The 26,540-nt window shown below is 65.6% G+C and carries 23 protein-coding genes; 19 read left to right on the forward strand and 4 right to left on the reverse strand.

What is annotated here, in order from left to right; translation table 11 throughout:
• Nucleotides 1-9: 9 nt before the first annotated feature.
• Nucleotides 10-927: a LysR substrate-binding domain-containing protein gene (locus A6M56_RS14100; RefSeq protein ID WP_102079778.1), complete on the reverse strand. Its 918-nt coding sequence runs from the start codon at nucleotides 925-927 to the stop codon at nucleotides 10-12.
• 148 nt (nucleotides 928-1,075) lie between these two features.
• Here A6M56_RS14100 and A6M56_RS14105 point away from each other — a divergent pair, with 148 nt between their 5' ends.
• From A6M56_RS14105 to A6M56_RS14130, 6 genes are all read left to right on the forward strand, one after another.
• Nucleotides 1,076-2,293, forward strand: coding sequence for an MFS transporter (locus A6M56_RS14105; RefSeq protein ID WP_286758196.1), 1,218 nt, complete (start codon nucleotides 1,076-1,078; stop codon nucleotides 2,291-2,293).
• Between the two features lie 246 nt (nucleotides 2,294-2,539).
• On the forward strand, nucleotides 2,540-3,178 hold the full coding sequence (gene queE / locus A6M56_RS14110; RefSeq protein ID WP_027681500.1) for a 7-carboxy-7-deazaguanine synthase: 639 nt from the start codon (nucleotides 2,540-2,542) through the stop codon (nucleotides 3,176-3,178).
• 78 nt (nucleotides 3,179-3,256) lie between these two features.
• Nucleotides 3,257-3,733: a 6-carboxytetrahydropterin synthase QueD gene (queD, locus tag A6M56_RS14115; protein WP_009238193.1), complete on the forward strand. Its 477-nt coding sequence runs from the start codon at nucleotides 3,257-3,259 to the stop codon at nucleotides 3,731-3,733.
• A gap of 19 nt (nucleotides 3,734-3,752) precedes the next feature.
• Nucleotides 3,753-4,301, forward strand: a complete 549-nt coding sequence (gene tadA, locus A6M56_RS14120) for a tRNA adenosine(34) deaminase TadA (RefSeq protein ID WP_045786793.1) — start codon at nucleotides 3,753-3,755, stop codon at nucleotides 4,299-4,301.
• Nucleotides 4,298-5,224 (forward strand): muramoyltetrapeptide carboxypeptidase, encoded by a 927-nt coding sequence (ldcA, locus tag A6M56_RS14125; protein ID WP_102079780.1) that lies wholly within the window; start codon nucleotides 4,298-4,300, stop codon nucleotides 5,222-5,224. Before tadA ends, ldcA begins: the two co-directional genes overlap by 4 nt.
• Before the next feature lie 109 nt (nucleotides 5,225-5,333).
• Nucleotides 5,334-6,956 carry an ABC-F family ATPase gene (locus A6M56_RS14130; protein WP_102079781.1) on the forward strand — a complete coding sequence of 541 codons (1,623 nt, stop codon included), beginning with the start codon at nucleotides 5,334-5,336 and terminating at the stop codon, nucleotides 6,954-6,956.
• Between the two features lie 79 nt (nucleotides 6,957-7,035).
• On the opposite strand, the gene A6M56_RS14135 is transcribed toward A6M56_RS14130, so the two are convergent.
• Together A6M56_RS14135 and A6M56_RS14140 are read right to left on the reverse strand one after the other, a co-directional pair.
• The gene (locus A6M56_RS14135) at nucleotides 7,036-8,586 is read right to left on the reverse strand and encodes an amino acid permease (RefSeq protein ID WP_102079782.1); all 1,551 of its coding nucleotides are present in this window, start codon (nucleotides 8,584-8,586) and stop codon (nucleotides 7,036-7,038) included.
• Between the two features lie 74 nt (nucleotides 8,587-8,660).
• Nucleotides 8,661-10,199 carry an amino acid permease gene (locus A6M56_RS14140; RefSeq protein ID WP_045786797.1) on the reverse strand — a complete coding sequence of 513 codons (1,539 nt, stop codon included), beginning with the start codon at nucleotides 10,197-10,199 and terminating at the stop codon, nucleotides 8,661-8,663.
• Nucleotides 10,200-10,557: 358 nt separating this feature from the next.
• Here A6M56_RS14140 and A6M56_RS14145 point away from each other — a divergent pair, with 358 nt between their 5' ends.
• The 12 genes from A6M56_RS14145 to A6M56_RS14200 all read left to right on the forward strand — a co-directional run bounded on the left by A6M56_RS14145 (nucleotide 10,558) and on the right by A6M56_RS14200 (nucleotide 24,290).
• Nucleotides 10,558-12,639 (forward strand): 3-hydroxyacyl-CoA dehydrogenase NAD-binding domain-containing protein, encoded by a 2,082-nt coding sequence (locus A6M56_RS14145; RefSeq protein WP_102079783.1) that lies wholly within the window; start codon nucleotides 10,558-10,560, stop codon nucleotides 12,637-12,639.
• Nucleotides 12,640-12,672: 33 nt separating this feature from the next.
• Complete coding sequence (gene pncA / locus A6M56_RS14150; RefSeq protein ID WP_045786799.1) at nucleotides 12,673-13,314, forward strand: bifunctional nicotinamidase/pyrazinamidase; 642 nt, start codon at nucleotides 12,673-12,675, stop codon at nucleotides 13,312-13,314.
• Nucleotides 13,315-13,371: 57 nt separating this feature from the next.
• On the forward strand, nucleotides 13,372-14,550 hold the full coding sequence (locus tag A6M56_RS14155; protein WP_045786800.1) for an acetyl-CoA C-acyltransferase: 1,179 nt from the start codon (nucleotides 13,372-13,374) through the stop codon (nucleotides 14,548-14,550).
• Between the two features lie 203 nt (nucleotides 14,551-14,753).
• Nucleotides 14,754-16,622: an acyl-CoA dehydrogenase gene (locus A6M56_RS14160; RefSeq protein ID WP_102079784.1), complete on the forward strand. Its 1,869-nt coding sequence runs from the start codon at nucleotides 14,754-14,756 to the stop codon at nucleotides 16,620-16,622.
• A gap of 33 nt (nucleotides 16,623-16,655) precedes the next feature.
• Complete coding sequence (locus A6M56_RS14165; protein WP_102079785.1) at nucleotides 16,656-17,438, forward strand: SDR family oxidoreductase; 783 nt, start codon at nucleotides 16,656-16,658, stop codon at nucleotides 17,436-17,438.
• Between the two features lie 32 nt (nucleotides 17,439-17,470).
• Nucleotides 17,471-17,905, forward strand: coding sequence for a PaaI family thioesterase (locus tag A6M56_RS14170; protein WP_102079786.1), 435 nt, complete (start codon nucleotides 17,471-17,473; stop codon nucleotides 17,903-17,905).
• A gap of 90 nt (nucleotides 17,906-17,995) precedes the next feature.
• Entirely contained in the window at nucleotides 17,996-19,387 is a 1,392-nt protein-coding gene (locus A6M56_RS14175) for a serine hydrolase domain-containing protein (protein WP_045786804.1), read from the forward strand.
• Nucleotides 19,388-19,431: 44 nt separating this feature from the next.
• Entirely contained in the window at nucleotides 19,432-20,442 is a 1,011-nt protein-coding gene (locus A6M56_RS14180) for an NADP-dependent oxidoreductase (protein ID WP_062739193.1), read from the forward strand.
• Nucleotides 20,443-20,544: 102 nt separating this feature from the next.
• Nucleotides 20,545-21,393 carry a class II aldolase/adducin family protein gene (locus A6M56_RS14185; RefSeq protein ID WP_045786806.1) on the forward strand — a complete coding sequence of 283 codons (849 nt, stop codon included), beginning with the start codon at nucleotides 20,545-20,547 and terminating at the stop codon, nucleotides 21,391-21,393.
• Between the two features lie 30 nt (nucleotides 21,394-21,423).
• The gene (locus tag A6M56_RS14190; protein WP_062739194.1) at nucleotides 21,424-22,380 is read left to right on the forward strand and encodes a glutathione S-transferase family protein; all 957 of its coding nucleotides are present in this window, start codon (nucleotides 21,424-21,426) and stop codon (nucleotides 22,378-22,380) included.
• A 52-nt stretch (nucleotides 22,381-22,432) separates the two neighbouring features.
• Nucleotides 22,433-23,335, forward strand: coding sequence for an SDR family oxidoreductase (locus A6M56_RS14195; protein ID WP_045786808.1), 903 nt, complete (start codon nucleotides 22,433-22,435; stop codon nucleotides 23,333-23,335).
• Nucleotides 23,336-23,363: 28 nt separating this feature from the next.
• Nucleotides 23,364-24,290: an alpha/beta fold hydrolase gene (locus tag A6M56_RS14200; protein ID WP_045786809.1), complete on the forward strand. Its 927-nt coding sequence runs from the start codon at nucleotides 23,364-23,366 to the stop codon at nucleotides 24,288-24,290.
• A 9-nt stretch (nucleotides 24,291-24,299) separates the two neighbouring features.
• On the opposite strand, the gene gbd is transcribed toward A6M56_RS14200, so the two are convergent.
• Nucleotides 24,300-25,448 (reverse strand): 4-hydroxybutyrate dehydrogenase, encoded by a 1,149-nt coding sequence (gene gbd, locus A6M56_RS14205; protein WP_045786810.1) that lies wholly within the window; start codon nucleotides 25,446-25,448, stop codon nucleotides 24,300-24,302.
• Between the two features lie 101 nt (nucleotides 25,449-25,549).
• Between gbd and A6M56_RS14210 the strand changes: the two genes are divergently transcribed.
• The gene (locus tag A6M56_RS14210) at nucleotides 25,550-26,536 is read left to right on the forward strand and encodes an alpha/beta hydrolase (protein ID WP_045786811.1); all 987 of its coding nucleotides are present in this window, start codon (nucleotides 25,550-25,552) and stop codon (nucleotides 26,534-26,536) included.
• Nucleotides 26,537-26,540: the final 4 nt, after the last annotated feature.

Consider the following 26,540-nt stretch of genomic DNA (forward strand, 5'->3'; position numbering starts at 1 on the left):
AAGCGCCTTTCATGCAGCGTGCGTGGCCGCTTCCGAACAGATCCAGGCAGCCACATCGCGCACGTCGCGGCGCGGGTTCGGCTCGGATTGGATCAACCAGTACGCATGCGTATTGCGCACCCCCGGGGCGATGGTGGGTACGGTGACCAGGCGGCCGTCCGCCAGCAGCGGCGCAATCAACTCCAGACGGCCCAGCGCGATGCCCTGGCCGGCCACCGCTGCATGGATGATCTGGTCGTGCTGGTTGAAACGCAGGACGGTGCGGGGTTTGGCGTGGCTCCAGCCGGCGGCGGCCAGCCAGTCGGTCCATTGGAGCCAGGGGCGGCGCAGGTCGCGGTCGTCAAAGTCGAGCAGCGTCAGGCCGGCAAGCGCCTCGGCGGAATCCAGCGAGCGCAGTCCCAGCGACGGATGCGCGACCGGCGCCACGGTCTCACCAAACAGCCGGATGGCGCCGGGCGGTGCATCGCCCGGTGCGCAATAGCGGATGGCGAGCTCGATGCCTTCGTTCTTCAGGTCGACGAGGCGGTTGTTGGTGGCCACGCGCACGTCGATGTCGGGGTATTGCTGCTGGAAGCGAGCGAGGCGCGGCAGCAGCCACAGGCCGGTGACGCCGATGCTGGCGGTGATCGTGACCGGCCGCCGTTCGGCCGCCACGCGAATGGCGCCGATGGCGTCCTGCAACTGCTGCACGGCGCTGTCGGCGCTGCGGAACAGGCGTTCGCCCTCGGGCGTGAACGCAATCGAGCGGTGCCCGCGTACCAGCAGCTTCACACCCAGCGCCTCTTCCAATGCAGACACCTGCCGGCTCACCGCCGATTGCGTCAGGCACAGATCATCGGCCGCGAGCGTGATGCTCATGCGCCGGCCTACCGCCACGAAGCCGCGCAGCAAGTCCAGGGAGGCCAATCGAACCAGGGGAGTCGACATGCGCTTTCCTCATGCAAGGCGTTCTCAAAGATCAATTGAGAAGCCGGATAGGGCGAAGTTTAATAAGCCATCGGACGACATTCCAGTCTCATGCACGCTCCCCACGCTTGCGAAGCCGGAATGTCAGTCACATCGGAGAAAAACGCTCATGACCTCGAAATCTCTCACGCAATCGCCCTGGTTGCCGGTATTGGCCGGCGGCGCGGTGATCGGCGTGGCGCTGGGCATTCGGCACGTGCAAGGGCTCTTCCTCGTGCCCGTCACGATGGGCCATGGCTGGACACGCGAAACCTTCGGCCTGGCGATCGCGTTGCAAAACCTCATCTGGGGCGCGGCACAGCCTTTTTCGGGCATGCTGGCCGACCGCTACGGGGCCGCCAAGGTGGTGGTGGCCGGCATCGTCGTCTATGCGCTCGGTTTGCTGCTGATGGCACATGCGGGCACGCCGCTGGGGTTCACGCTCTCGGCCGGCGGGCTGATCGGGCTGGGGCTCTCGGGCACGTCGTTCGGCGTGGTGTATGGCGCGATCAGCCGGTTGACGCCGCCCGAGCGGCGCAGCTGGGCGCTGGGCGTGGCGGGCGCAGTGGGCGGTGTCGGCCAGTTCGTGATGGTGCCGACGGCGCAGGGCTTGCTGAGCACGGTCGGCTGGGTGACGGCGCTGGTCGTCATGGCGGTGGTCATGGCGATCTTCCTGCCGCTGGCCGCGCCGCTGCGCGAAAAGGCATCGAGTGCCGCCGTGCAGGAGGCGCATCAAAGCATGGGGGCGGCCATCCGCGAAGCCTTCGGCCACCGCGGTTTTTGGCTGCTGAATCTCGGGTTCCTCACGTGCGGATTCCAGCTCGCCTTTATCGGTGCGCACATGCCGGCGTATCTGCTCGACAAGGGGCTCACCGGCCGCCACGGCATGGTCGCGCTGGCGCTGATTGCCGCCGCCAACATCGTCGGCACGTATTACTGCGGCGCGCTGGGCGGGCTGTTCCGGCGCAAGTATCTGCTCTCGTTGCTGTACCTGATTCGCACGGCGGCAATTGCGCTGTTTATCCTGCTGCCGCTGTCGCCGGCAACGCTGTATGCGTTTGCCATCGTGATGGGCCTGCTGTGGCTCGGCACGGTGCCGCTGACGAACGGGCTGCTGTCGCAGGTGTTTGGGGTGCGCTACATCGGCAGGCTGTTCGGCTTCGTGTTCCTCGGTCACCAGATCGGCGCGTTCCTGGGCGTGTGGCTGGGCGGCGTGGTGTACGACCACCTGCATTCCTACGATGCAATCTGGTTTGGTGCGATGGTGCTCGGCGTGGTGGCCGCGCTCCTGCACTGGCCGATCGACGATCGCCAACTCGCGCGCACGCCGATGGCGCTGCCGGCATGAAGGATCGGCTCAATCGATGGGCGGCGTGGGCGCTGGCGGCGGCCGGCGCTGCCCTCGTCTTTGCGGCGTGGCTGACGCCGGAAGGTGCATTTTCTTTTGTGACGTTGGCGTCCTTCTGCGGGTAGGGCGACGCACGATCCCGATTTGTGAAACAATATCGGGTTAATCACTAGTGGGCACTGGTACGGTTTGCGCGGGAATTACGTCGCTTTTGCGTCGTTCTCCTGTGAATGCCACCGTTCAGACATGACTTACGCCGTCAAGGAAATCTTCTACACGCTGCAAGGCGAGGGTGCCAACACCGGCCGCGCAGCTGTCTTCTGCCGCTTTGCCGGCTGCAATCTCTGGAGTGGGCGCGAAGCCGATCGCGCCACCGCCGTCTGCCAGTTCTGTGACACCGACTTCGTCGGCACGGACGGCACGCAAGGCGGCAAATACGCCACCGCCGACGCACTCGCCGATACCGTTGCCGCCGAATGGCCGGCCAGCGCCACGGGCGGCAAGCCGCTCGTCATCTGCACCGGCGGCGAGCCGCTGCTGCAACTCGACACGCCGCTGATCGACGCGCTGCACGCACGCGGCTTCGAAATCGCCATCGAGACCAACGGCACCATCGCCGTGCCGGAGGGCATCGATTGGGTGTGCGTGAGCCCCAAGATGGGCTCTGAACTTGTCGTCACGCGCGGCGACGAGCTGAAGGTGGTGATCCCGCAAGACGGGCAAGACCTCGACGCATACGAACGGCTGGATTTCCAGCATTTCTTCCTGCAGGCCATGGACGGCCCGCTCGCCCGGCAAAATACGGCGGCTGCCGTTGAGCTGTGCCAGCGCCGGCCGCGCTGGCGCCTGTCGCTGCAAACCCATAAGATGCTGGGCATCCGCTAAGGCGGGCCGCAGCACTTTGTCCCCGGTTTTCTGCCGGTTCCAGCCGTTTCGCGGCGCCCGCTGCCGCCACCTTGCTCCATGACCAAGACCGTTTCCATTACGCGCCGGCTCGAATTCGACGCCGGCCACCGCATCCCGGGCCATGCCGGCCAGTGCCGCAACCTGCACGGCCATCGCTATCAGCTCGAACTCACGCTGACCGGCGAAGTTCTGCACAACGACAAAGCCGCCGACGACGGCATGATCCTCGACTTCGGCGACGTCAAGCAGCTCGCCAACAAGCATCTCGTCGACCTGTGGGATCACGCTTTCCTCGTCTATCGCGGCGACACCAAGCTCGTTGAATTCCTGAACGACATGGAAGGCGGTCATAAGACCGTCGTGCTGAATGACGTGCCCACCGTCGAGAACCTCGCGCAGGTGGCCTTCGACATTCTCGAGCCGGTGTTCCGCAACACGTTCGGGCACCATCTGCGCCTGTCCAAGCTCGTGCTGTACGAAACCCCGAACTGCTGGGCCGACGTGAAGCTCGCGCGCCCGCACGAGCAGGATTGATTCGACAGCGCCGGATCGCATGACCACACCGCACGTCCTGACCCCGCCCGCCGACATGTCAGCCCACGAGCGCGACGGTTACTGGATGCAGCAGGCGCTCGTGCAGGCCAAGTTCGCATGGGGGCAGGGCGAGGTGCCCGTGGGCGCAGTGGTCGTGCGCGGCAACGAGATCGTCGGCGTTGGCTACAACGCGCCGATCGGCACGCATGACCCATCGGCGCATGCAGAGATGCGCGCCCTGCGCCAGGCCGCCGAGAAGCTGGGCAACTACCGCCTGCCCGACTGCGAAGTCTTCGTGACGCTGGAGCCGTGCGTGATGTGCGCCGGCGCCATGCTGCATGCCCGTGTGGCGCGCGTCGTCTACGGCGCGCCGGACCCCAAAACGGGCGCCGCGGGCAGCATCCTCGACCTGTTTGCCGAGACGCGGCTGAACCACCAGACCGCCATCACCGGCAGCGTGCTCGCGCAGGAATGCGGCGACATGCTGCGCGCCTTCTTTGCCGAGCGCCGCGCGAGCCAAAAGGCTGCGCGACTGGCCTCCATTGAGCCCAACGACCCCACGACATGACTACCGTTCGCCTGATTGCGCCTTCCGGCTACCCGAACGATGCGGCCGTCGCCGAGCGCGGCGTGGCGTTTCTTGAAGGCCAGGGCTGCACGATCGTCAACCGTGAATGCCTGCATCGCCGCCATCAGCGCTTTGCCGGCGGCGAACTTGCGCGTCTGGCCGACCTGCACCAGATCGGCGCCGGCAGCGGCCAGGAAATCGCCATGGCTATCCGCGGCGGCTACGGCCTCACGCGGCTGCTGGACCGCATCGATTTCATCGACATCGGCCGCCGCGCGCAGGCCACCAACGCGATCATCGTTGGGCACAGCGATTTCACCGTGTTTTCGCTCGCGTACCTCGCGGCCACGGGCGGCGTGACGTTTGCCGGCCCGCACGTGTGCTCCGATTTCGGGCCGGAAACGGTTGATCCGTTCATGCTCGAGCACTTCTGGGGCGTCCTGCGCAGCCCGACGTACACGCTGCGCGTGGATGTGCCGCAGCCAAAGGAATGCGCGCATCCGGGGCGCTATGCCGGCACGCTGTGGGGCGGCAACCTGGCGATGCTGTCCAGCCTGGTCGGTACGCCGTATCTGCCCGACATCCGTGACGGCATTCTCTTCGTTGAGGACATCAACGAGCACCCGTACCGCATCGAGCGCATGCTGCTGCAGCTGCAGCAGGCTGGCGTGCTCGATACCCAGCAGGCGCTGGTGCTGGGCGATTTCTCCGGCTATCGCACCACGCCGTATGATGCCGGCTACGACTTCGACGCCATGCGGGCCTACCTGGCCGAGCATCTGTCGATTCCGGTGCTGACGGGCTTGCCGTTCGGACATTGCCCGACCAAGGCGACGCTGCCGATTGGCGCGCAGGCGACGCTCGACGTGGACGCCACGGGCTTTACGCTGCACCTGTCGGGCTATCCGACGCTCAGGGCCTGACCACACGGCCATCCGCATCACCGGCGGGTGGTAAAATCTCCGGTTTCCCAAACGGTGTCCGCAATGTGTGCGCGGCGCCGGCTCACCGCTTTCCAATCAAGGTCTTCACGTGCTTTCCACCGCCAACATCACCATGCAGTTCGGGCCCAAGCCCTTGTTCGAGAACATCTCGGTCAAGTTTGGCGAGGGCAATCGCTATGGCCTGATCGGCGCCAACGGCTGTGGCAAGTCGACCTTCATGAAGATCCTGGGTGGCGATCTGGAGCCGAGCTCGGGCACCGTGATGCTGGAACCGGGCGTCCGCCTGGGCAAGCTGCGCCAGGACCAGTTCGCCTACGAAGACATGCGCGTGCTGGACGTGGTGATGATGGGCCACACCGAGATGTGGGCCGCCGCGCAAGAGCGCGACGCCATCTACGCCAACCCGGAAGCGACCGACGAAGACTACATGAAGGCCGCCGAACTGGAGGCGAAGTACGCCGAATACGACGGGTACACGGCCGAAGCCCGCGCCGGCGAACTGCTGCTGGGCGTCGGCATCCCGACCGACCAGCACAACGGCCCGATGAGCGCGGTCGCCCCGGGCTGGAAGCTGCGCGTGCTGCTGGCGCAGGCGCTGTTTTCGAACCCCGATGTCCTGCTGCTGGACGAACCGACCAACAACCTCGACATCAACACGATCCGCTGGCTGGAATCGGTGCTCAACGAGCGCAATTCCACCATGATCATCATTTCCCACGATCGCCACTTCCTGAACTCGGTCTGCACGCACATGGCCGACATGGACTACGGCACGCTGAAGGTCTACCCGGGCAACTACGACGACTACATGGAAGCCTCCATGCAGGCGCGCGAACGCCAGATGGCGGCCAACGCCCGCGCCAAGGAGCGCATTGCCGACCTGCAGGACTTCGTGCGCCGCTTCTCGGCCAACAAGTCCAAGGCACGCCAGGCCACGTCGCGCCTCAAGCAGATCGACAAGATCAAGGTGGAAGACATCAAGCCGTCGTCGCGCCAGAACCCGTTCATCCGCTTCGAGTTCGAGAAGAAGCTGCACAACCTGGCCGTGGAAACCGAGAACGCACGCAAGCGGTACGACCGCACGATCTTCGACGGCCTGACCATGGCCGTGCGCGCCGGCGAAAAGATCGCCATCATCGGCGAGAACGGCGCGGGCAAGACGACGCTGCTGCGTTGCCTGCTCAACGGCGCCGTCAAGACCGGCGTGCAGCGCGGCATCGAGTTGGACGGCGGTACCGTCAAGTGGGCCGAGCACGCCAACGTCGGCTACATGCCGCAGGACACCTACGAAGAATTCCCCGAAGACCGCGACCTGATGGACTGGATGAGCCAGTGGACGCAGGCCGGCGATGACGACCAGTCGCTGCGCGGCACGCTCGGACGTCTGCTGTTCTCGGCCGACGACATCAAGAAGAGCGTCAAGGTGCTCTCGGGCGGCGAGAAGGGCCGCATGATCTGGGGCAAGCTGATGCTGGGCCGCCACAACGTGTTGGCGCTGGACGAGCCGACCAACCACATGGACATGGAGTCGATCGAATCGCTGCAGATCGCGCTCGACAAGTTCGACGGCACGCTGATCTTCGTATCGCATGACCGCGAATTCGTCAGCGGGCTGGCAACACGCATCATCGAAGTGCGTACCGACGGCACGCTGACCGACTACCTTGGCACGTACGACGAGTACCTGCAGAGCCAGGGCGTGGAAGTCTGATTCTCAGTCGGCGGGCAAGAAGATAGGCGGCCAATGTGCCGCCTTTTTTTTGTTCACGGTGTCTTGCGCACCGTGGCGCTCAGGCCTTGCCGGAGACGGCCGAAGAGGGCCGCGCATCCCCCTGAGCCCCTGCAGGCGCATCTGCCGCCTCGGCCGCCAGGTGCGCAGTGCTGAACTGCATCTGCGCATACGGCACAAACCGCGTCTTGAACTTCCAGCGGTATACGAGCCAGATCGCCACGAATACGAACACACCGCAATACGTCGACAGGAACGCGCCAAGGTTCTCCACCGGCGCAAGCAGCGCCTTGGTGTTCTGCCCGAGGATGATCACCACGCAAAGGATCGCCACCATGATCGGCCCGAACGGAAAGAACGGCGACCGATAGGCCAGCTGCCTCGCCGAATGGCCCTGGCTCACGAAACCCTTGCGGAAGCGGTAGTGCGCCAGGGCGATGCCGAACCAGGCGATGAAGCACGTGACCGCAGACGTGTTCAGCAGCCACAGGTAGACGACCTGGTCGCCAAACAGTGAACTGAAGAAGCACAGCGCGCCCACGGCCGACGTGACGACCAGCGCCCGATGCGGCACGCCGTTGCCCGACACCTTCGCAAACCAGCGCGGCGCCTGGCCTTCGAGCGCGAGGTCGTAGAGGATCCGCGTCGATACATAAAGGCTCGAGGTGCCCGACGACAGCAGCGCAGTCAGCACCACCGCGTTCATCATCCCGGCGGCAAACGCGAGGCCGGCATGCTGGAACACCAGCGTGAACGGGCTCACACCGATGTCGGTGGCTTCATTGCGCAGCAGGTTCGGATCGGTGTACGGCAGCAGCACGCCGATGATGAGAATCGCCAGCACATAGAACAGCAGGATGCGCCAGAACGTCTGGCGGATCGCGCGCGGGATCGTGCGCGAAGGGTTCTCCGCCTCGCCGGCCGCCACGCCCACGGTCTCCACGCCCTGGAACGAGAACCCGGCGATCATCGCCACGCCCACCATGGCCGGTACGCCGCCCACGAACGGCGCGTCGCCGACGGTGAAGTTGTGCCAGCCGGAAGCCGGCCCGCCGTGCATGATGCCGAAGACCATGGCCAGCCCGATCAGCAGGAACACGACAATGGTCACTACCTTCACCATCGAGAACCAGTATTCCGCTTCACCAAAGCCGCGCACCGAGAAGGCGTTGAGCATGAACATGAGCAGCAGGAACGCTGCGCTCCACACGATGCCCGACACCCCCGGAAACCAGTACTTCATCACCAGCTGGGCCGCCGCCAGCTCAACCGCCACCGTCACGGCCAATGAGAACCAGTAGTTCCACCCGAGCGCAAAGCCAAAGCCTTCTTCCACATACAGCCGGCTGTAGGTCACAAACGAGCCGGACACCGGCAGATGCACCGCCAGCTCGCCGAGGCTCGTCATCAGGCAATAGACCATGACGCCGATGAGCGTGTAGGTGAGCAGGGCGCCGCCCGGGCCGGCCTGCGCAATCGACGCGCCGGACGCGACGAACAGGCCCGTGCCGATGGCGCCGCTCAGGGCGATCATCATGATGTGGCGCGAGCGCAGGCGGCGGCGCAGTTGGGATTGAGCCTCGAGCCCGGTGGGGGTGATGGGTGTATGCATGACAGTGAAGCCGTGGTCGGGCGTCCAACAATCAAAACGCCCGCCGGCGCAAAGCGATCGGCAGGCGGGCAGGGTTATTGCGGCGCGCGGGTGGAGACGGTCGGAAGTTCGGGGCCGGCATCCTGGCCGGCCAGCGGGTCGCGCGTGACGGGCGGGCGCGGGAAGTGCATGTCCTGGTAGCGCACGATGCCGCCGCCGCGCACGAGCCGGTAACCGAACCAGATCGCAAAGAAGATCGGGATGCCGATATAGGTGGCGATCACCGCCGGCCAGTCGATCGTGCCGCTGGTGAACGCCTGATAGTTCTGGCCCAGCGTGATGACCAGGCACAGCGCAAACGCGAACAGCGGTCCGTACGGGAAGAATTTGGAGCGATACGGCAGTTGCGACGAATCATGCCCCTGCGCCACCAGCCCCTTGCGAAAGCGGTAGTGGCTGACGGCAATGCCGAGCCACGCCACAAAGCCGGTCATGCCGGACGTGTTGAGCAACCACAGGTAGACCGTCTTGTCGCCGTACAGCGAGCTCAGGAAGCACAGCGCGCCCACGGCCGTTGTGGCCAGCAGTGCATTGCGCGGCACACCGTTCCGGGAGAGCTGCGCAAAGATGCGCGGCGCCCGGCCTTCCGTCGCCAGGTTGTAGAGCATCCGCGTGGATGCATACATGCCCGAGTTGCCCGCCGACAGCACGGCCGTCAGGATCACCGCATTCATCAACCCCGCCGCAAACGCCAGGCCGGCATGCTTGAACACCAGCGTGAACGGGCTCACGCCAATGTTGGTGACTTCCGTCGACAGCAGATTCGGATCGGTGTACGGCACCAGCACGCCGATGATGAAGATGGCCAGTACATAAAACAGCAGGATGCGCCAGAACACCTGCTTGACCGCACGCGGAATGGTGCGTGCCGGGTCGGCCGATTCGCCAGCCGCCACGCCGATCAGCTCCGTCCCCTGAAACGAGAACCCCGCGATCATCGCCACGCCGATCATCGCCGGCAGTCCGCCCACAAACGGCGCATCACCGATCGTCAGATTCTGCAGGCCCGATTGCGGACCGCCCTTCATGATCCCGAAGATCATCGCCAGGCCAATGCCGATGAAGAAGATGACCGTGACGACCTTGATGAGCGCGAACCAGTATTCCGCCTCGCCAAAGCCGCGCACCGAGATGGCGTTGAGCAGGAACATGACGGCGAGGAACACGGCGCTCCACAGCACGCCCGGCACATCGGGAAACCAGTAATGCATGACGAGCTGCGCGGCCGCCAGCTCCACGGCAATCGTCACGGCCCAGTTGTACCAATAGTTCCAGCCGAGCGCGAAGCCGAAGCCTTCGTCCACGTACAGCGCACCGTAGGTGGCAAACGACCCCGAAACCGGCATATAGGCGGCAAGCTCGCCTAGGCTGGTCATCAGGAAATAGACCATCGCCCCGATCAGGATGTAGGCGGCGAGGGCGCCTCCGGGGCCGGCCTGCGAGACCGACGCGCCCGAGGCCACGAAGAGCCCGGTGCCGATCGACCCGCCGATGGCGATCATGGTGAGATGGCGCGCGCGCAATGTGCGGCGCAAGCCCGGCGTCTCTGAGGACGGGGTAGCGTGTTCTGACATGGATACAGAGTGGTCGATTTTGCTCGGATCGCGAATCAAATCGACGAAATGTGACGAGACGTCCCCGTGCCTGATGGGCACCTGGCGAACGAAATGCGCGACTCTATCAAAACCGTCACGTAGCGGGCAAAAAATCCGTGCTGCAGCACACGGTTTGAACCCGCCGAGGCGTGCCGCATCGCCCTCCAGACGGCGCCGTGCAGCGCAAAAATAAAAATTGAACGACCGTGCTATTTTGTGTATTCTGTGTCGAGTCGCGGCCTTACCGCGCGTTAAAAAAACGACATTCGAGAGACAGTTCAACCGCGAGGCACGGTGCGCCTGATCTGCCGGCCCTCGCATCACCAAAGGAACCAGCATGACTGCGGAGTACAAGGTCCAGGACGGCGTTGCCGTCATCACGCTCAGCAACCCGCCCGTCAACGGCCTTGGCCATTCCACGCGGCTGGGCATCGTTGAAGGTATGGTCAAGGCGGGCGACGACCCGAGCGTCAAGGCCATCGTGATCACCGGCGCTGGCAAGGCCTTCTCGGGCGGCGCCGACATCCGCGAGTTCAACACCCCCAAGGCAACCCAGGAGCCGACGCTGCACGCTGTCATCAAGGCGGTCGAGTCGAGCACCAAGCCGGTCGTCGCGGCCATCCACTCGGTGGCGATGGGCGGTGGACTGGAACTGGCGATGGGCTGCCACTTCCGCGTGGCCGCACCCGGCGCGCAGATCGCGCTGCCCGAAGTGAAGCTGGGCATCCTGCCGGGCGCAGGCGGCACGCAACGTCTGCCGCGCGCCATCGGCCTGGAGCCGGCGCTGAACATGATCGTGTCCGGCAACGCCATCCCGTCGGAAAAGCTCGCCAAGAGCGGCCTGTTCGACCAGATGATCGAAGGCGACCTGATGGCCGGCGCCATCGAGTTCGCGCTGAAGGCCGCGGCCGAGGGCAAGCTGCCCAAGCTGCGCGATCGCAAGGTCGAGCACGACAATCCGCAAGGCTTCCTGCAATTCGCGCGCAACACGGTCGCAGCCGTTGCAAAGAACTTCCCCGCGCCGGGCAAGTGCGTGGACGCCGTGCAGGCCGCCGTCGAAAAACGCTTCGACGACGGCATCAAGTTCGAGCGCGAGTTGTTCATCGAGCTGGTGAACACGCCTGAATCGCGCGCGCTGCGCCATGCGTTCTTCGGCGAGCGCGCTGCGAGCAAGATCCCCGACGTGCCGGAAGACACGCCAGTGCGCAAGGTCGAGAAGGTGGCCGTGATCGGCGCCGGCACGATGGGCGGCGGCATCTCGATGAACTTCCTGAACGCCGGCATTCCGGTGACGATCCTGGAAACCAAGCAGGAAGCGCTGGACCGCGGCGTCGCGACCATCCGCAAGAACTACGAGAACAGCGCCAAGAAGGGCAAGCTCACGCAAGAGAAGGTCGAGCAGCGCATGGCCCTGCTCAAGCCGACGCTGTCCTACGACGACATCAAGGACGCCGACCTCGTCATCGAGGCCGTCTTTGAAGAAATGGGCGTCAAGGAGGTCGTGTTCAAGAAGCTCGACGAAGTCGTCAAGCAGGGCGCGATCCTGGCGTCGAACACCTCCACGCTGGACGTCGACAAGATCGCCAGCTTCACCAAGCGTCCGCAGGACGTGGTCGGCATGCACTTCTTCAGCCCGGCCAACGTGATGAAGCTGCTGGAAGTCGTGCGCGGCAAGGAAACGGCCAAGGACGTGCTGGCCACGGTCATGAAGCTGGCCAAGGTCATCAAGAAGACGGCGGTCGTCTCGGGCGTGTGCGACGGCTTCATCGGCAACCGCATGATCGAGCAATACAGCCGCCAGGCCGGCTACCTGCTGGACGAAGGCGCGCTGCCCGAGCAGGTCGACAAGGCGATCGAAAAATTCGGCTTTGCCATGGGCCCGTTCCGCATGGGCGACCTGGCCGGCAACGACATCGGCTGGGCCATCCGCAAGCGCCGCGCCGTGGACAAGCCGGACATCGTCTATTCGAAGACGGCCGATCTGCTGTGCGAGATGGGCCGCTTCGGCCAGAAGACGGGCGGCGGCTGGTACGACTACAAGGCAGGTGACCGCAAGCCGTATCCGAACCAGCAGGTCAATGACATGATCGTCCAGCACTCGAAGGATCTGGGCATCACGCGCCGCAAGATTTCGGACGAGGAAATCGTGGAGCGCCTGGTGTTCGCGCTGGTCAACGAAGGCGCGAAGATCCTGGAAGAGGGCATTGCCTCCAAGGCTTCCGATATCGACATGGTGTACCTGACCGGCTACGGCTTCCCGCTGTTCCGTGGCGGCCCGATGCTCTACGCAGACACCGTCGGGTTGTACAACGTCGTGCAAGCCATGCGGCGCTACAGCAAGGGCTACCACGGCGAAGCATGGCAGGTCGCCCCGCTGCTGCAGAAGCTGGCCGACGAGGGCAAGGCCTTCAATGGCTGAATAAGCGGCCAATTCATCGACGCGATCACCGCCATGCAACTCACGCCCACCGACTGCCTGCTGATCATCGACGTGCAGAACGACTTTCTGCCCGGCGGTGCGCTGGCCGTGCCGGACGGCGACCAGGTCATCCCGGTCGTCAACCGGCTCGCCAAGGCCTTCGGGCCCGCTGCGCGCACGGTGCTGACGCAGGACTGGCACCCGCGCGAGCACGTGTCGTTCTCGGCCAACCATGCGGGCACGCAGCCGTTCGGCACGATCGACCTGCCGTACGGCCAGCAGGTGCTGTGGCCCGTGCACTGTGTGCAGCACAGCACGGGCGCCGCGCTCGCTGAGGGGCTGGACGTGCCGCATGCGCAGTTGATCGTCCGCAAGGGCTATCACCCGCACATCGACAGCTACTCGGCATTCTTTGAAGCGGATCGGAAGACGCCGACCGGCCTGCTGGGCTACCTGCGCGAGCTTGGGGTCCAGCGCGTGTTCTGCGTCGGGCTCGCCACGGATTTCTGCGTGGCATGGTCGGCACTGGATGCGCGTGCTGCGGGGCTGGAAGTCGCCGTCATCGAAGATGCCTGCCGCGCGATCGACCTCAACGGTTCGCTGGCGCAGGCGTGGCAGCGCATGACGGATGCGGGCATCGCGCGGTTGCAGTCGCACGCGATCTTGAACGGATAACGGAATACCACGGGCGCAGCCGAAGCTGCGCCCCCACCAGATACGAGGAGCAACACCATGACCGAAGCAGTCATCGTTTCCACCGCACGTACGGGCCTGGCCAAGAGCTGGAAGGGCGCCTTCAACATGACGCACGGCGCCACGCTCGGCGGCCACGCAGTGCAGCACGCCATCGCCCGCGCCAAGATCGAGCCGGGCGAGGTGGAAGACGTCCTGATGGGCTGCGCGAACCCGGAAGGCGCGACGGGCGCCAACATCGCGCGCCAGATCGCCCTGCGCGCCGGCTGCCCCGTGACCGTGCCGGGTGCGACCGTCAATCGCTTCTGCTCGTCGGGCCTGCAGACCATCGCGATGGCCGCGCAGCGCGTGATCGCCGATGAGGGCGACATCTTCGTGGCCGGCGGGGTGGAGTCCATCTCGTGCGTGCAGCAGGAGATGAACCGCCACATGCTGCAGGAAGGCTGGCTGAACAAGCACAAGCCTGAAATCTACTGGAGCATGCTGCAGACCGCCGAGAACGTCGCCAAGCGCTACAACATCAGCAAGGAGCGCCAGGACGAATACGGCGTGCAGAGCCAGCAACGCGCCGCCGCCGCTGCGGCCGCCGGCAAGTTCAACGACGAGATCGTCCCGATGACGACCGTCATGGGCGTGGCCGATGCCAAGACCGGGCAGATCATGACGCGCGAAGTCACGATCTCGGCTGATGAAGGCATTCGTCCGGACACGACGCTCGAAGGGGTGACGAAGATCCGCACCGCCATGCCCGGCGGCGTGATCTCGGCCGGCAACGCCAGCCAGTTCTCCGACGGCGCATCGGCCGCGGTGGTGATGAACGGCAAGGTGGCAGCCGCCAAGGGCCTGCAGCCGCTGGGCGTGTTCCGCGGCTTTGCCGTGGCCGGCTGCGAGCCGGACGAAATGGGCATCGGCCCCGTCTTTGCCGTGCCCAAGCTGCTGAAGAAGGCGGGTCTGAAGGTGGAAGACATCGGCCTGTGGGAACTGAACGAAGCGTTCGCCGTGCAGGTGCTGTACTGCGCAGACAAGCTTGGCATCCCGATGGACCGCCTGAACGTCAACGGCGGCGCCATCGCCGTGGGCCACCCGTACGGCGTGTCGGGTGCACGCCTGGTCGGCCACGCGCTGATCGAAGGCAAGCGCCGCGGCGTCAAGTACGTGGTCGTGACCATGTGCATCGGCGGCGGCCAAGGCGCAGCCGGCCTGTTCGAGGTGCTCTGAACAGACAGGCTCCCGCGCAAAACGGGAGCCTGTTTTGTTTCTGGTAGCGCTGGCCTGATCGCCATCTCGCGCGCGCCTTTCTTTGCTTGCTTTCTTTGGCAAGACGAAGAGGGTGAGTCGGGCCCGGCACGGCACGAAACAAGGGGTTGACCCAAAGCCCTCGCCCGGGCAGGGCACGAAACACAGGATGCACCACCAACATCATGTCCTCGAAACTGCTATCCCGCCGCGACCTCAGCTTCCTGCTCTACGAATGGCTCAACGTCGAATCGCTCACACGCATTCCGCGTTATGCCGACCATTCCCGCGAAACGTTCGATGCCGCCCTCGACACCTGCGAGCGCATCGCCACCGACCTTTTCGCCCCGCATAACAAGAAGAACGATCAGCAGGAACCGCATTTCGACGGCACCCGGGTCCACATCATCCCCGAGGTGAAGGCCGCGCTGGACGCTTTCAACAAGGCCGGCCTGATGGCCGCGGGGCAGGATTTCCAGCTCGGCGGCATGCAACTGCCCACCGTGGTCGAGAAAGCGGGTTTCGGCTTCTTCAAGGCCGCCAACGTCGGCACCAGCTCGTATCCGTTCCTCACCATCGGCAATGCGAACCTGCTGCTCGCGCACGGCACGCCGGAGCAGATCGAAACGTTCGTGCAGCCCGAGATGGAAGGCCGCTTCTACGGCACGATGTGCCTGTCGGAGCCGCAGGCCGGGTCGTCGCTGTCGGACATCGTCACGCGCGCGGAGTACGAAGGCGAATCGCGGCTCGGCCCCCAGTACCGCCTGACCGGCAACAAGATGTGGATCTCCGCCGGCGAGCATGAGCTGTCGGAGAACATCATCCACCTCGTGCTGGCAAAGATCCCTGGCCCGGACGGCAAGCTGATTCCCGGCGTGAAGGGCATTTCGCTGTTCATCGTGCCGAAGTTCCTCGTCAACGAAGACGGCTCGCTCGGCGAGCGCAACGACGTGGTGCTCGCCGGCCTGAATCACAAGATGGGCTATCGCGGCACGACCAACTGTCTGCTGAACTTTGGCGAAGGCACGCAGTTCCGTCCGAAGGGTGCTGACGGCCAGCCGCGCGCCGGTGCCGTCGGCTACCTCGTCGGCGAGCCGCACAAGGGGCTCGCCTGCATGTTCCACATGATGAACGAGGCGCGCATCGGCGTCGGCATGGGCGCGACGATGCTCGGCTACACGGGCTACCTGCACGCACTGGACTACGCGCGCAACCGCCCGCAGGGGCGTCCGGTGGGGCCGTCGGGCAAGAACCCCGCGTCCCCGCAGATCCGCATCATCGACCACGCCGATGTCCGCCGCATGCTGCTCGCGCAGAAGGCGTACGTGGAAGGCGCGCTCGGCCTGAACCTGTATTGCGCCAAGCTGGTCGACGAAGAGCGCGGCGAGACGGATGCCGCCAAGCGCGCCAAGCTTGGCCTGCTGCTGGACATCCTCACCCCGATCGCGAAGAGCTGGCCGTCGCAGTGGTGCCTGGAGGCCAACAGCCTGGCGATCCAGGTGCACGGCGGTTACGGCTACACGCGCGAATACAACGTCGAGCAGTTCTACCGCGACAATCGCCTGAACCCGATCCACGAAGGCACGCACGGCATCCAGGGCCTGGACCTGCTCGGCCGCAAGGTCGTCATGCACGACGGCGCCGCGTTCACGGCCCTTGGCGAGCGCGTGCAGGCCACCGTCGGGCGCGCGCTGGAAACCGACGACGAAACGCTGGTCGGCCACGGCCGTGCACTCGGCATGGCTGCGCAGAAGCTCGCCAAGGTCACCCAGACGCTGTGGGCCGCCGGCGATCCGCGCGTCACGCTGGCCAACGCATCGGTGTATCTGGAAGCGTTCGGCCACGTCGTCATCGCGTGGATCTGGCTGGAGCAGGCGCTGTCCGCCGCCAGGGCCTTGCCGGATGCCCATGGCGAGAACGCTGACTTCTACCGCGGCAAGCTGCAGGCCGCACGCTACTTCTTCCAGTGGGAACTGCCGAAGATCGACCCGCAGATCGCGCTGCTGGGCTCGCTCGACACGACCACGCTGGATATGCAGGACGCCTGGTTCTAGGCCATCGCAAACAACAACGAGACAGGAGACACCATGGGTACGCTGAAATCGCTGTTCGATCTCTCGGGCAAGACCGCGCTGGTCACGGGCGGCTCGCGCGGGCTTGGCCTGCAGATTGCCGAAGCGTTGGGCGAGCAGGGCGCACGCATCGTCTTGTCGGCCCGCAAGGCCGATGAGCTGAAGGAAGCGCAGGCGCACCTGAAGTCGCTCGGCATCGAGGCCGACTGGATTGCCGCCGATGGCGCCGTCGAAGCCGACATCCAGCGCCTGGCCGACGGGGCGCTTGCCAAGCTCGGCCACGTCGACATCCTCGTCAACAACGCTGGCGCCACGTGGGGCGCACCGGCCGAAGACCACCCGGTGGAGGCGTGGGACAAGGTGATGAATCTGAACATCCGCGGCCTGTTCCTGCTCTCGCAGCAGATCGGCAAGCGATCGATGATCCCGCGCAAGTACGGCAAGATCATCAACGTGGCGTCGATCGCCGGCCTGAAGGGCAATGCGCCGGGCACGCTCGACACGATCGCCTACAACACCAGCAAGGGCGCGGTGGTCAACTTCACCCGTGCGCTGGCGGGCGAATGGGGCGAGTACAACATCACTGTCAATGCCATCGCGCCGGGCTTCTTCCCTTCGAAGATGACGCGCGGTTCGCTGGAAAAGCTGGGCGTCGACACGCTCGCCGCGCGCACGCCGCTGCGTCGCATTGGCGATGACGAAGACCTCAAGGGGGTGGCGGCGCTCTTCGCGTCAGACGCTTCGAAGCACATCACGGGCCAGATCCTGGCCGTCGACGGCGGCGTGAGCGTGGTCTAATTTCGGCTGCTTTCCACTCTCTTGAACGCAGCATGAGCGCAGACAACAACGGTTTTCCGATCGACATTCCCTTCCTGAAGCTTCTCGGCATGCGCTGCCTGAAGGCCGAGGGCGGCGAGGGCATCGTCGAACTCGCCCTTGAAGCCCAGCACATGAACAGTTGGGAAATGGCCCACGGCGGCGTGACCATGACGATGCTCGACGTGGCGATGGCCATGGCGGGCCGCTCGGCGGACACACACGGCCGCGGCGTGGTGACGATCGAGATGAAGACGGCGTTCATGCAGCCCGGACGCGGCACGCTCACGGCGAGCGCGCGCTGCGTGCACCAGTCGACCACCATGGCCTTCTGCGAAGGCGAGGTGCGCGATTGCGACGGCAAGCTGGTGGCACGCGGCTCAGGCACGTTCAAGTTCGTCAAGCGGATGCCGCCGCCGCGCACACCTGAGCCGGGCGCGGACGGCTGATCTGCCTGCAATGAAGTCCGCAGTACAGCCATGCCGGGTGGCAGGCCGAATCCGGTTCGGCTCATAAGAAGAACCATCTAGGAGATGACGATGCAACAACCTGCGCGGCGGGCCGTGTCCGCCCTTGCCATCACGCTGCTTTGCGCCACCGGACTGACCATGACCCTCGAAGGATGCGCTTCCCATCCGGCCCCGGCGGCCGATGCGCCGGCCACCGTGCAAGCACCCCCTGCACCGAACCCGCCGGCGCAGAAGCCGCTGACGGCCGACGAATCCGACCCGAACAAGATGGGCTGGATGCAGGGCTTCCCGCCGCCGCCCGATCGCATCATCCGCTTTGACCTGGCGGGCAACATGTTCCCGCGCACGCGCTACGGCTACAGCCACGTGCGCGAGTTCGTGCCGACGCGCGCGGTCTGGCGCGGTGACGGCCCCGTCAGCAAGCTGCCGCGCGCCGAGCGCGACATCAGCGGCGTGCTGTTTACCGATCCGAACGGCACGCGCCGCACGTTTGCCGAGGCGCTCAAGCTGACCTACACCGACGGCATCCTCGTCATGCACAAGGGCAAGGTGGTCTACGAGCGTTACTTTGGCGCGCTCGATGCGCATACGCCGCACATCGCCATGTCGGTCACAAAATCGTTTGTTGGCACGCTGGCCGCCATGCTCGTGGCGGACGGCAAGCTCGATCCGGCTGCGCCGGTGACGCAGTACGTGCCGGAGTTGAAGGACACCGCCTATGGCGACGCCACCGTGCGCCAGGTCATGGACATGACCGTGGGCGTGCGTTACTCCGAGAACTATGCCGACCCGAACGCCGATGTCTGGGCCTACGCCCGCGCCGGCGGCATGCTGCCGCGCCCGCCGGGCTACAAGGGCCCCGACAACTTCTACGACTACCTCACGACGCTGCGCAAGGAAGGCGAGCACGACGCGGAATTCGCGTACAAGACCGTCAACGCCGAAACGCTGGCGTGGATCGTGCGCCGTGCGTCGAACAAATCGCTGGCGGCGCTGCTGTCCGAGCGCATCTGGCAGCCGATGGGCGCACAGGACGATGCGTACTTCTCGGTCGACAGCATCGGTACGGAATCGGGCGGCGGTGGCCTGAACACCACGCTGCGCGACCTGGCGCGCTTTGGCGAGATGATCCGCAACGATGGCCGCTTCAATGGCAGGCAGATCCTGCCCAAGAGCGTGATCGACGACATCCGCCGCGGCGGCGACCCGGCCAAGTTTGCCAAGGCAGGCTACACGACGCTGCCCGGCTACTCGTATCGCAACATGTGGTGGGTTTCGAGCAATGATCATCACACGTTCGAAGCGCGCGGCATCCACGGCCAGCGCATCTATATTGATCCGGTGGCCCAGATGACGATCGTGCGCTATGCCTCGCACCCGGTCGCTGCCAATGCGGCCAATGATCCGGTCACGCATCGGGCATTTGCGGCGCTGGCCGAGTACTTCATGCAACACAAGTAACACCCCGACCCAACACCGATATCCGATATTCAGGAGCGTTTTTCATGTCGAAGACCTATCAGCGCATCGTTCTGGCTTCGCGCCCCCAGGGGGCCGTGACGCCCGAGAACTTCCGCCTGGAGACGGTGGATCTGCCGGAACTGCAGGACGGCCAGGTGCTGGTGCGCAACCATTTCCTGTCGCTCGACCCGTACATGCGCGGTCGCATGAACGACAGCAAGTCGTATGCGCAGCCGCAGCCGCTCGATGAAGTGATGATCGGCGGCACGGTGGGCGTGGTGGAGGCGTCCAGGAACCCGTCGTTTGCCGTCGGCGACAGCGTGGTCGGCATGTTCGGCTGGCAGGAGGTCGGCATCTCCGATGGCCGCGGCATCCAGAAGGTCGACACGCGTCACATTCCGCTGTCGGCATACCTGGGCGCGGTGGGCATGCCCGGTGTGACGGCGTGGTACGGCCTGAACAAGATCATGCACCCGAAGCCTGGCCAGACCGTGGCGGTGAGCGCCGCTTCGGGCGCCGTGGGCAGCGTGGTCGGCCAGCTGGCCAAGCTCAAGGGTTGCCGCGCCGTGGGTTTTGCCGGCGGCAAGGACAAGTGCGACTACGTGGTCAACGAACTCGGCTTTGACGCCTGTATCGACTACAAGGCCGCCAAGGACCCGAAAGAGCTCTACAGGATGCTCAAGGAGGCCACGCCGGACGGCATCGACGCGTACTTCGAGAACGTCGGCGGCACGATCCTCGACGCCGTGCTCTCGCGCATGAACCCGTTCGGGCGCATCGCCATGTGCGGCATGATCGCCGGCTACGACGGCCAGCCGCTGCCGATGCAGAACCCGCAGCTGATCCTGGTGTCGCGCCTGACGATCGAAGGCTTCATCGTCTCCGAACACATGGACGTGTGGCCGGAAGCACTGCGCGAACTCGGCGGCTACGTGGCACAGGGCAAGCTCAAGTTCCGCGAGAGCGTGGCGCAGGGCCTGGCGAGCGCGCCGGAAGCCTTCATGGGCCTGCTCAAGGGCAAGAACTTCGGCAAGCAGCTCGTCAAGCTGGTCTGACGTTTTGATGTGGCTGCACGGACTGTCAAGCCATTGACAGTCCGCCGGGCAGGGGCCGCCACAGAATGGCCCCACCCACAATGACTGCGTGAAGGAGACACCATGAATGCACCTGAAACCGCACACGCCAAGCGGCCCGACAGCATGAGCGCCAGCCTCAGCCCCGAGGCCGCCGCCCGCTATCGCAACCTGCCGCGTCCGCCGCAATTCGCCACCGTTGAAGAAGAGCGCCTGCACCGCAAGCAGCGGCTGGCTGCAGCGTTCCGGTTGTTCTCCAGATTCGGTTTCGATGAAGGTGTGGCCGGCCACATCACCGCGCGCGACCCCGAGCACCAGGACAGCTTCTGGGTGAACCCGTTCGGCGTGCACTTCAGCCAGGTCAAGGTGTCGAACCTGATCCGCTGCGATCACCACGGCAACGTGGTCGAAGGCGATTACCCGGTCAATGCCGCAGCGTTTGCGATCCACTCCCGCGTGCACCAGGCACGGCCCGACGCGGTGGCCGCGGCGCATTCCCACAGCACATACGGTCGCGCGTGGTCGACACTCGGGCGCAAGCTCGATCCGCTCACGCAGGACGTCTGCGCGTTCTACGAAGACCACGCCGTGTACGACGATTTCGGCGGCGTGGTAGTCGAGCTGGACGAAGGTCAGCGCATTGCCGAGGCGCTCGGCGACAACAAGGCCGCGATCCTGCAGAACCACGGCCTGCTGACAGTCGGCAAGACCGTCGACGAGGCGGCGTGGTGGTTCATCACGATGGAGCGCTCGTGCCAGGTGCAGCTGCTGGCCGAAGCCGCTGCCGCGCGCACGGGCGAGGCACCGCGCACGATTTCCGATGCGGCTGCGCGCCAGGCGTATTCCATCGTGGGCTCGGCGCAGGCGGGGTGGTTCCAGTTCCAGCCGCTCTATGCGCGCATCGTCAAAGAGCAACCCGATCTGCTCGATTGATCGGCGCCCACGAAACCACCAGGAATGCCCATGACGGATCTGATCCTGCATCACTACGCCACCTCGCCGTTTTCGGAGAAGGTGCGGCTGATCCTCGGCTACAAGGACCAGCCGTGGAAGTCCGTCACGGTGCCCTCCATCCTGCCCAAGCCCGACGTGATGCCGCTCACGGGCGGCTACCGGCGCACGCCGTTCCTGCAGATCGGCGCGGATATCTACTGCGATACGGCGCTGATCGCGCAGGTGCTCGAATCGATCCACCCGCTGCCGAAGCTGGTGCCGTCGGAGCATGCGGCGGCCGTGTTCGCCATGGCGCAATGGGCGGACACGACGCTGTTCTGGGCGACGGCCACCTACGTCACGCAGCCGGCCGGTTTCCAGAGCCTGTTCGGCGGCGCGCCCGAGGCATTCGTCAAGGCGTTCGTGGAAGACCGCAAGGCGATGCGCGCCGGCGGCACAGGCCTGCGCACGCCGCTGCCGGAAGCGACGTCGACCCTGCACGTCTTCCTGGCGCAGCTCGAGCGCCAGCTCGCGACCGGCGAGCACATCTTCCTGTTCGGAGAGCAGCCGACCGTGGCCGATTTCTCCGTCTACCACTGCCTGTGGTTCATTCGCCGCGCCGCGGCGGTGGCGGGCATTCTGGATGCCCATCCCGACGTGGTGGCATGGATGCACCGGGTCGCGGCGCTGGGCCATTCGCAGGCGCAGCCGATGACGCCCGCCGAAGCGCTCGATATTGCAAAGGCCGCCACGCCGCGCGCATTGACGGACACGAAGGCGGCCTTCGACGACCGCTACGGCCTGCCCAAGGGCACACGCGTGACGGTGGCCGCTGTCGATTACGGCGTGGACCCGGTCGAAGGCGAGCTGATCGTCTCCACGCGCGACGCCGTGGGCGTGCTGCGTGAAGATGCGCGTGTCGGGCAGGTGGTGGTGCATTTCCCGCGCGTGGGTTACGCCGTGCGCAAGGTCGAGACGGCAGACTGACGGCGTTGCCAACGCCATCGCATTTCATGCCAACAACACGAGAGAGACACGTATGAAGCAATTCGCAGGCGGTGTGGCCGTCATCACGGGCGGTGCGTCGGGTTTCGGCAAGGAGTTCGCCAAGAACGCGGCCGGGTTGGGCATGAAGCTGGTGCTGGCCGATATCCAGCAGGATGCGCTGGATGCCGCCGTGGCCGAGTTCACGGCGCAGGGCGTGGAAGTGATCGGGCTGCGCGTCGACGTGTCGAAGGTGGAAGACGTGCAGGCGCTGGCCGATGCGGCCATGAAGACGTTCGGCAAGGTGAACCTGCTGTTCAACAACGCGGGCGTGGGCGCGGGCGGTCTGATCTGGGAGAACACCGAGCGCGACTGGGACTGGGTGCTTGGTGTGAACCTGCATGGCGTGATCCACGGCGTGCGCATCTTCACGCCGCTCATGCTCGAAGCCGCCAGGAAGGATCCGTCGTACGAGGGCCATATCGTCAATACGGCGTCGATGGCGGGGCTGCTGAATGCGCCGGCCATGGGCATCTACAACGTGTCCAAGCATGCGGTGGTGGCGCTGTCCGAATCGCTGTACCAGGATCTGAGCCTGGTGACCGAGCAGATTCATTGCTCGGTGCTGTGCCCGTATTTCGTGCCGACCGGCATCACGCAGTCGGACCGCAACCGCCCGCAGGATCTCGCCAATACGGCGCCGCCGACCAAGTCGCAGCTCGTCTCGCGCGCCATGTCGGAGAAGGCTGTCAGTTCCGGCAAGGTGACGGCCGAGCAGGTCGGCAAGATGACCTTCGACGCCATCCGCAACGCGGGCTTCTACATCTATTCGCACCCGCACGCGCTGGCACCGGTGCAGCGCCGCTTTGAAGACATCATCTCGCAGCGCAACCCGTCGGACCCGTTCGATGGCAAGCCCGACGTGCGTGCGCGTCTGGTCGATGCCCTGCGCGGGTGATCACACCTCCAAGACTTCCGGGACTGCCATGACCGCCGCACCCACTGCCGCCATCACCGAATCGCAATTCGCCGACCTGCCCAACGGCACGCGGCTGCATTACGCCAGCGCCGGCCAGCGCGGTGCGCCGCTCATGCTGTTTGTCCATGGCTTCCCGGAGTTCTGGTACGAGTGGGAGGCGCAGCTCGCCGCGTTTGGTGACACGCACTTTGCGGTGGCCCCCGACATGCGCGGCTTCAACCTGTCGAGCAAGCCGGCCGCGGTCGATGCGTACCGCCCGAAGATGCTCGTGCAGGATCTGGAGCAGTTCATCGCGGCGCTGGGCTATGAGCGCGCGATCGTGGTCGCGCACGACTGGGGCGGGGCGATCTGCTGGAACCTTGCCATCCAGCATCCGGAGCGGGTGGAGCGGCTGGTCATCATCAACTCGCCGCACCCTTGGGTGTTTGCGAATGCGCTGCTGAGCGATCCGGCACAGCAGGCTTCGTCGGCGTATATGAACTGGCTGCGCAAGCCGGGCTCGGAAGAGGCGCTGGCCGCCAACGACTTCGAAAAGCTCGAAGGCTTCTTCAGCGGCATGGGCCAGCCCGTGGCCGAATGGTTCACGCCCGAGGTGCGGGCGCGCTATCACGCGGCCTGGAGCCGGCCGGGCGAAGGCGGCTCGCATGGCCTGACAGGCGGCGTGAATTACTACCGCGCCTCGCCGCTGCACCCGCCCACCGAAGGCACGGCGCCGCTGCGCATCGACCAGATGCCGCCCGAGGCGTTCGTCGTCAAGGTGCCCACACTCGTGATCTGGGGCGAGATGGACATGGCGCTGCCGAAAAGCCTGCTCAACGGGCTAGAGCGGTTCATTCCGGACATGCGCCTGGAGCGCATTCCCGACGGTACGCACTGGGTCGTGCACGAACAACCGGAGCGCATTGCCGCGCTGATCCGGTCGTTCGTCGGCTGAACAACGCCGTTACATCGATTCGGCCAGCATGCGGCGGTAGTCGTCCGCCGTGGCGATGCGCGGGTTGGTCTTGTGGCAGTGGTCGAGCAGGGCGCCCTCGACCACGTGTTCGAGCGCGTCTTCCGGCACGCCCATCTGGCGCAGGCCCGTGGGCAGGCCCAGGCGCGCGGTGAGGTCATGCACCGCCTGCGCAAGATCAGCGCCGGCCGGCAGGTTCATCACGCGGCGCATGCGGGCATAGCGGTTGTCGCGCACGACCGTCTCTGCCGTCTCGTTGAAGCGCAGCACCGCCGGCAACACCACCGCATTGAGCGTGCCGTGATGCAGCCCCGTCTTGCCGTCGACCTTCACGCCGCCCAGCGGGTGCGACAGCGAATGCACGCACCCGAGCCCCTTCTGAAACGCCATCGCGCCCTGCATCGACGCGCTCATCATGTTCAGCCGCGCATCGCGGTCTGCGCCATCACGCGTGGCGCGCTCGATGTTCGCCCACGCCCGTTCCAGACCGTCCAGCGCGATGCCGTCGGCAGGCGGATTGAAGGCTGGCGCGAGGAAAGTCTCGATGCAATGCGCGATGGCGTCCATCCCCGTGGCGGCGGTCAGCATCGGCGGCAGGCCCAGCGTCAGTTCCGCATCGCAGATCGCCGACTTGGGCAACAGGTGCCACGAGTGGAAACCGAGCTTGCGGCCGTCTTCCAGGATGATGATTGCTCCGCGCGCCACTTCGCTGCCGGTGCCGGCCGTCGTGGGAATGGCGATCAGCGGCGCTGCGGCTTCCGTGATCTTGCCACTGCCGCCTTCGATGGTGGCGTACGTGGTGAGCGGCTCCGGGTGCGTTGCGGCAATCGCGATGCCCTTGGCGAGGTCGATCGACGAACCGCCGCCAATGGCGATCAGCCCATCGCAGCCGGCGTCCTTGTATTGCGCGGTGGCCTTCATCACCATCGCTTCGGTGGGGTTGGACGGCGTCTCGTCGAATACGGTGACGGGCAGCCCGCCCGTGGCGTCGATGGCCCGCTGCGCCAGCCCGGCGGCGGCCACGCCCTTGTCGGTCACGACCATCGGGCGGCGGATGCCCACGCGCGCACATTCGCTTTTCAGTTCGTCGATCGTGCCAAAGCCGAGGTGGACGTGGGTGAGGTAGTAGATGAGGGCCATGCTGTCTCCGGTGGTGTCTGTGTGCCCGTCTTGTGGCGCGGGCGTGGTTCAATGGATACTCCGATGATAGCCATATTAGAACGATCGTTCAGTTCCCCTGCATGCAGCACCCAACGCCGCACCCGCATCTCGACCCGCACGTCGCCCAGTTGCTTGATCTCGTGGCGCGTGCCAAGCGTCCGCCGCTCAATGCGCTCGACCCGGCCGACGCCAAGATCGCCTACGAAAAGAGCAGCCCCATTGTCGACATCCCGGCCATTCCGTTGGAGTCGGTGCACGACCTGACGGTCACGGCGCGCGATGGTTTCCCGATTCCCATTCGCACGTACGCTGCCCGCGCGGCAAGCTGGGCCGACCCGCTGCCGCTGCTCGTGTACTTCCACGGTGGCGGCTTCACGGTCGGCAGCATCAAGACGCACGACCAGCTGTGCCGGTCGCTCGCCGCCAAATCCGGGGCGATGGTGCTGTCGGTCGATTACCGGCTCGCGCCCGAGTGGAAGTTCCCCACCGCCGCCGAGGACGCCTTCGACGTGATGCAGTGGGTCTTCGATGAAGCCGCCAGCATCGGCGCAGACCCGGCGCGCATTGCCTTCGGTGGCGACAGCGCGGGCGGCACGCTCGCCGCCGTGTGCGCCATCGAGGCGCGCAACCGGGGCCTCGCTCCCGTGCTGCAGCTGCTGATCTACCCCGGCACCACGGCGCGAGAGAGCACGCCTTCGCACCGCGAATTCGCCGAGGGCTACCTGCTCACGCAGGAGATGATCCGCTGGTTCTTCTCGCAATACCTGCGCAGCGACGCCGACCGCGACGACTGGCGCTTCGCCCCGCTCGACGCCGGCGGCCACGGCGCCGATGTGACCGGCGTGTGCCCCGCGTGGATTGCCGTGGCCGGCTTCGACCCCATCCGCGACGCCGGCATCGGCTACGCCAACAAGCTGCGCGCGGCCGAGGTGCCGGTCGAACTCAAGCTGTATGCAGGCATGATCCACGACTTCTTCAAGATCGGCCGCTTCGTGCCGGCCGTGGAAGATGCGCACCGCGATGCCGCCAGCGCGCTGCGCCGCGCCTTCGGCACTGAGACCGAATAGCCGA

The sequence above is a fragment of the Ralstonia sp. RL genome (assembly GCF_001683835.1).
GTDB lineage: Bacteria > Pseudomonadota > Gammaproteobacteria > Burkholderiales > Burkholderiaceae > Ralstonia > Ralstonia mannitolilytica.

Coding starts and splice junctions, on each gene's coding strand:
- A6M56_RS14100 (WP_102079778.1), bottom strand. CDS start 927: ATGTCGACTCCCCTGGTTCGATTGGCCTCCCTGGACTTGCTGCGCGGC.
- A6M56_RS14105 (WP_286758196.1), top strand. CDS start 1,076: ATGACCTCGAAATCTCTCACGCAATCGCCCTGGTTGCCGGTATTGGCC.
- queE (WP_027681500.1), top strand. CDS start 2,540: ATGACTTACGCCGTCAAGGAAATCTTCTACACGCTGCAAGGCGAGGGT.
- queD (WP_009238193.1), top strand. CDS start 3,257: ATGACCAAGACCGTTTCCATTACGCGCCGGCTCGAATTCGACGCCGGC.
- tadA (WP_045786793.1), top strand. CDS start 3,753: ATGACCACACCGCACGTCCTGACCCCGCCCGCCGACATGTCAGCCCAC.
- ldcA (WP_102079780.1), top strand. CDS start 4,298: ATGACTACCGTTCGCCTGATTGCGCCTTCCGGCTACCCGAACGATGCG.
- A6M56_RS14135 (WP_102079782.1), bottom strand. CDS start 8,586: ATGCATACACCCATCACCCCCACCGGGCTCGAGGCTCAATCCCAACTG.
- A6M56_RS14140 (WP_045786797.1), bottom strand. CDS start 10,199: ATGTCAGAACACGCTACCCCGTCCTCAGAGACGCCGGGCTTGCGCCGC.
- A6M56_RS14145 (WP_102079783.1), top strand. CDS start 10,558: ATGACTGCGGAGTACAAGGTCCAGGACGGCGTTGCCGTCATCACGCTC.
- pncA (WP_045786799.1), top strand. CDS start 12,673: ATGCAACTCACGCCCACCGACTGCCTGCTGATCATCGACGTGCAGAAC.
- A6M56_RS14155 (WP_045786800.1), top strand. CDS start 13,372: ATGACCGAAGCAGTCATCGTTTCCACCGCACGTACGGGCCTGGCCAAG.
- A6M56_RS14160 (WP_102079784.1), top strand. CDS start 14,754: ATGTCCTCGAAACTGCTATCCCGCCGCGACCTCAGCTTCCTGCTCTAC.
- A6M56_RS14165 (WP_102079785.1), top strand. CDS start 16,656: ATGGGTACGCTGAAATCGCTGTTCGATCTCTCGGGCAAGACCGCGCTG.
- A6M56_RS14170 (WP_102079786.1), top strand. CDS start 17,471: ATGAGCGCAGACAACAACGGTTTTCCGATCGACATTCCCTTCCTGAAG.
- A6M56_RS14175 (WP_045786804.1), top strand. CDS start 17,996: ATGCAACAACCTGCGCGGCGGGCCGTGTCCGCCCTTGCCATCACGCTG.
- A6M56_RS14180 (WP_062739193.1), top strand. CDS start 19,432: ATGTCGAAGACCTATCAGCGCATCGTTCTGGCTTCGCGCCCCCAGGGG.
- A6M56_RS14185 (WP_045786806.1), top strand. CDS start 20,545: ATGAATGCACCTGAAACCGCACACGCCAAGCGGCCCGACAGCATGAGC.
- A6M56_RS14190 (WP_062739194.1), top strand. CDS start 21,424: ATGACGGATCTGATCCTGCATCACTACGCCACCTCGCCGTTTTCGGAG.
- A6M56_RS14195 (WP_045786808.1), top strand. CDS start 22,433: ATGAAGCAATTCGCAGGCGGTGTGGCCGTCATCACGGGCGGTGCGTCG.
- A6M56_RS14200 (WP_045786809.1), top strand. CDS start 23,364: ATGACCGCCGCACCCACTGCCGCCATCACCGAATCGCAATTCGCCGAC.
- gbd (WP_045786810.1), bottom strand. CDS start 25,448: ATGGCCCTCATCTACTACCTCACCCACGTCCACCTCGGCTTTGGCACG.
- A6M56_RS14210 (WP_045786811.1), top strand. CDS start 25,550: ATGCAGCACCCAACGCCGCACCCGCATCTCGACCCGCACGTCGCCCAG.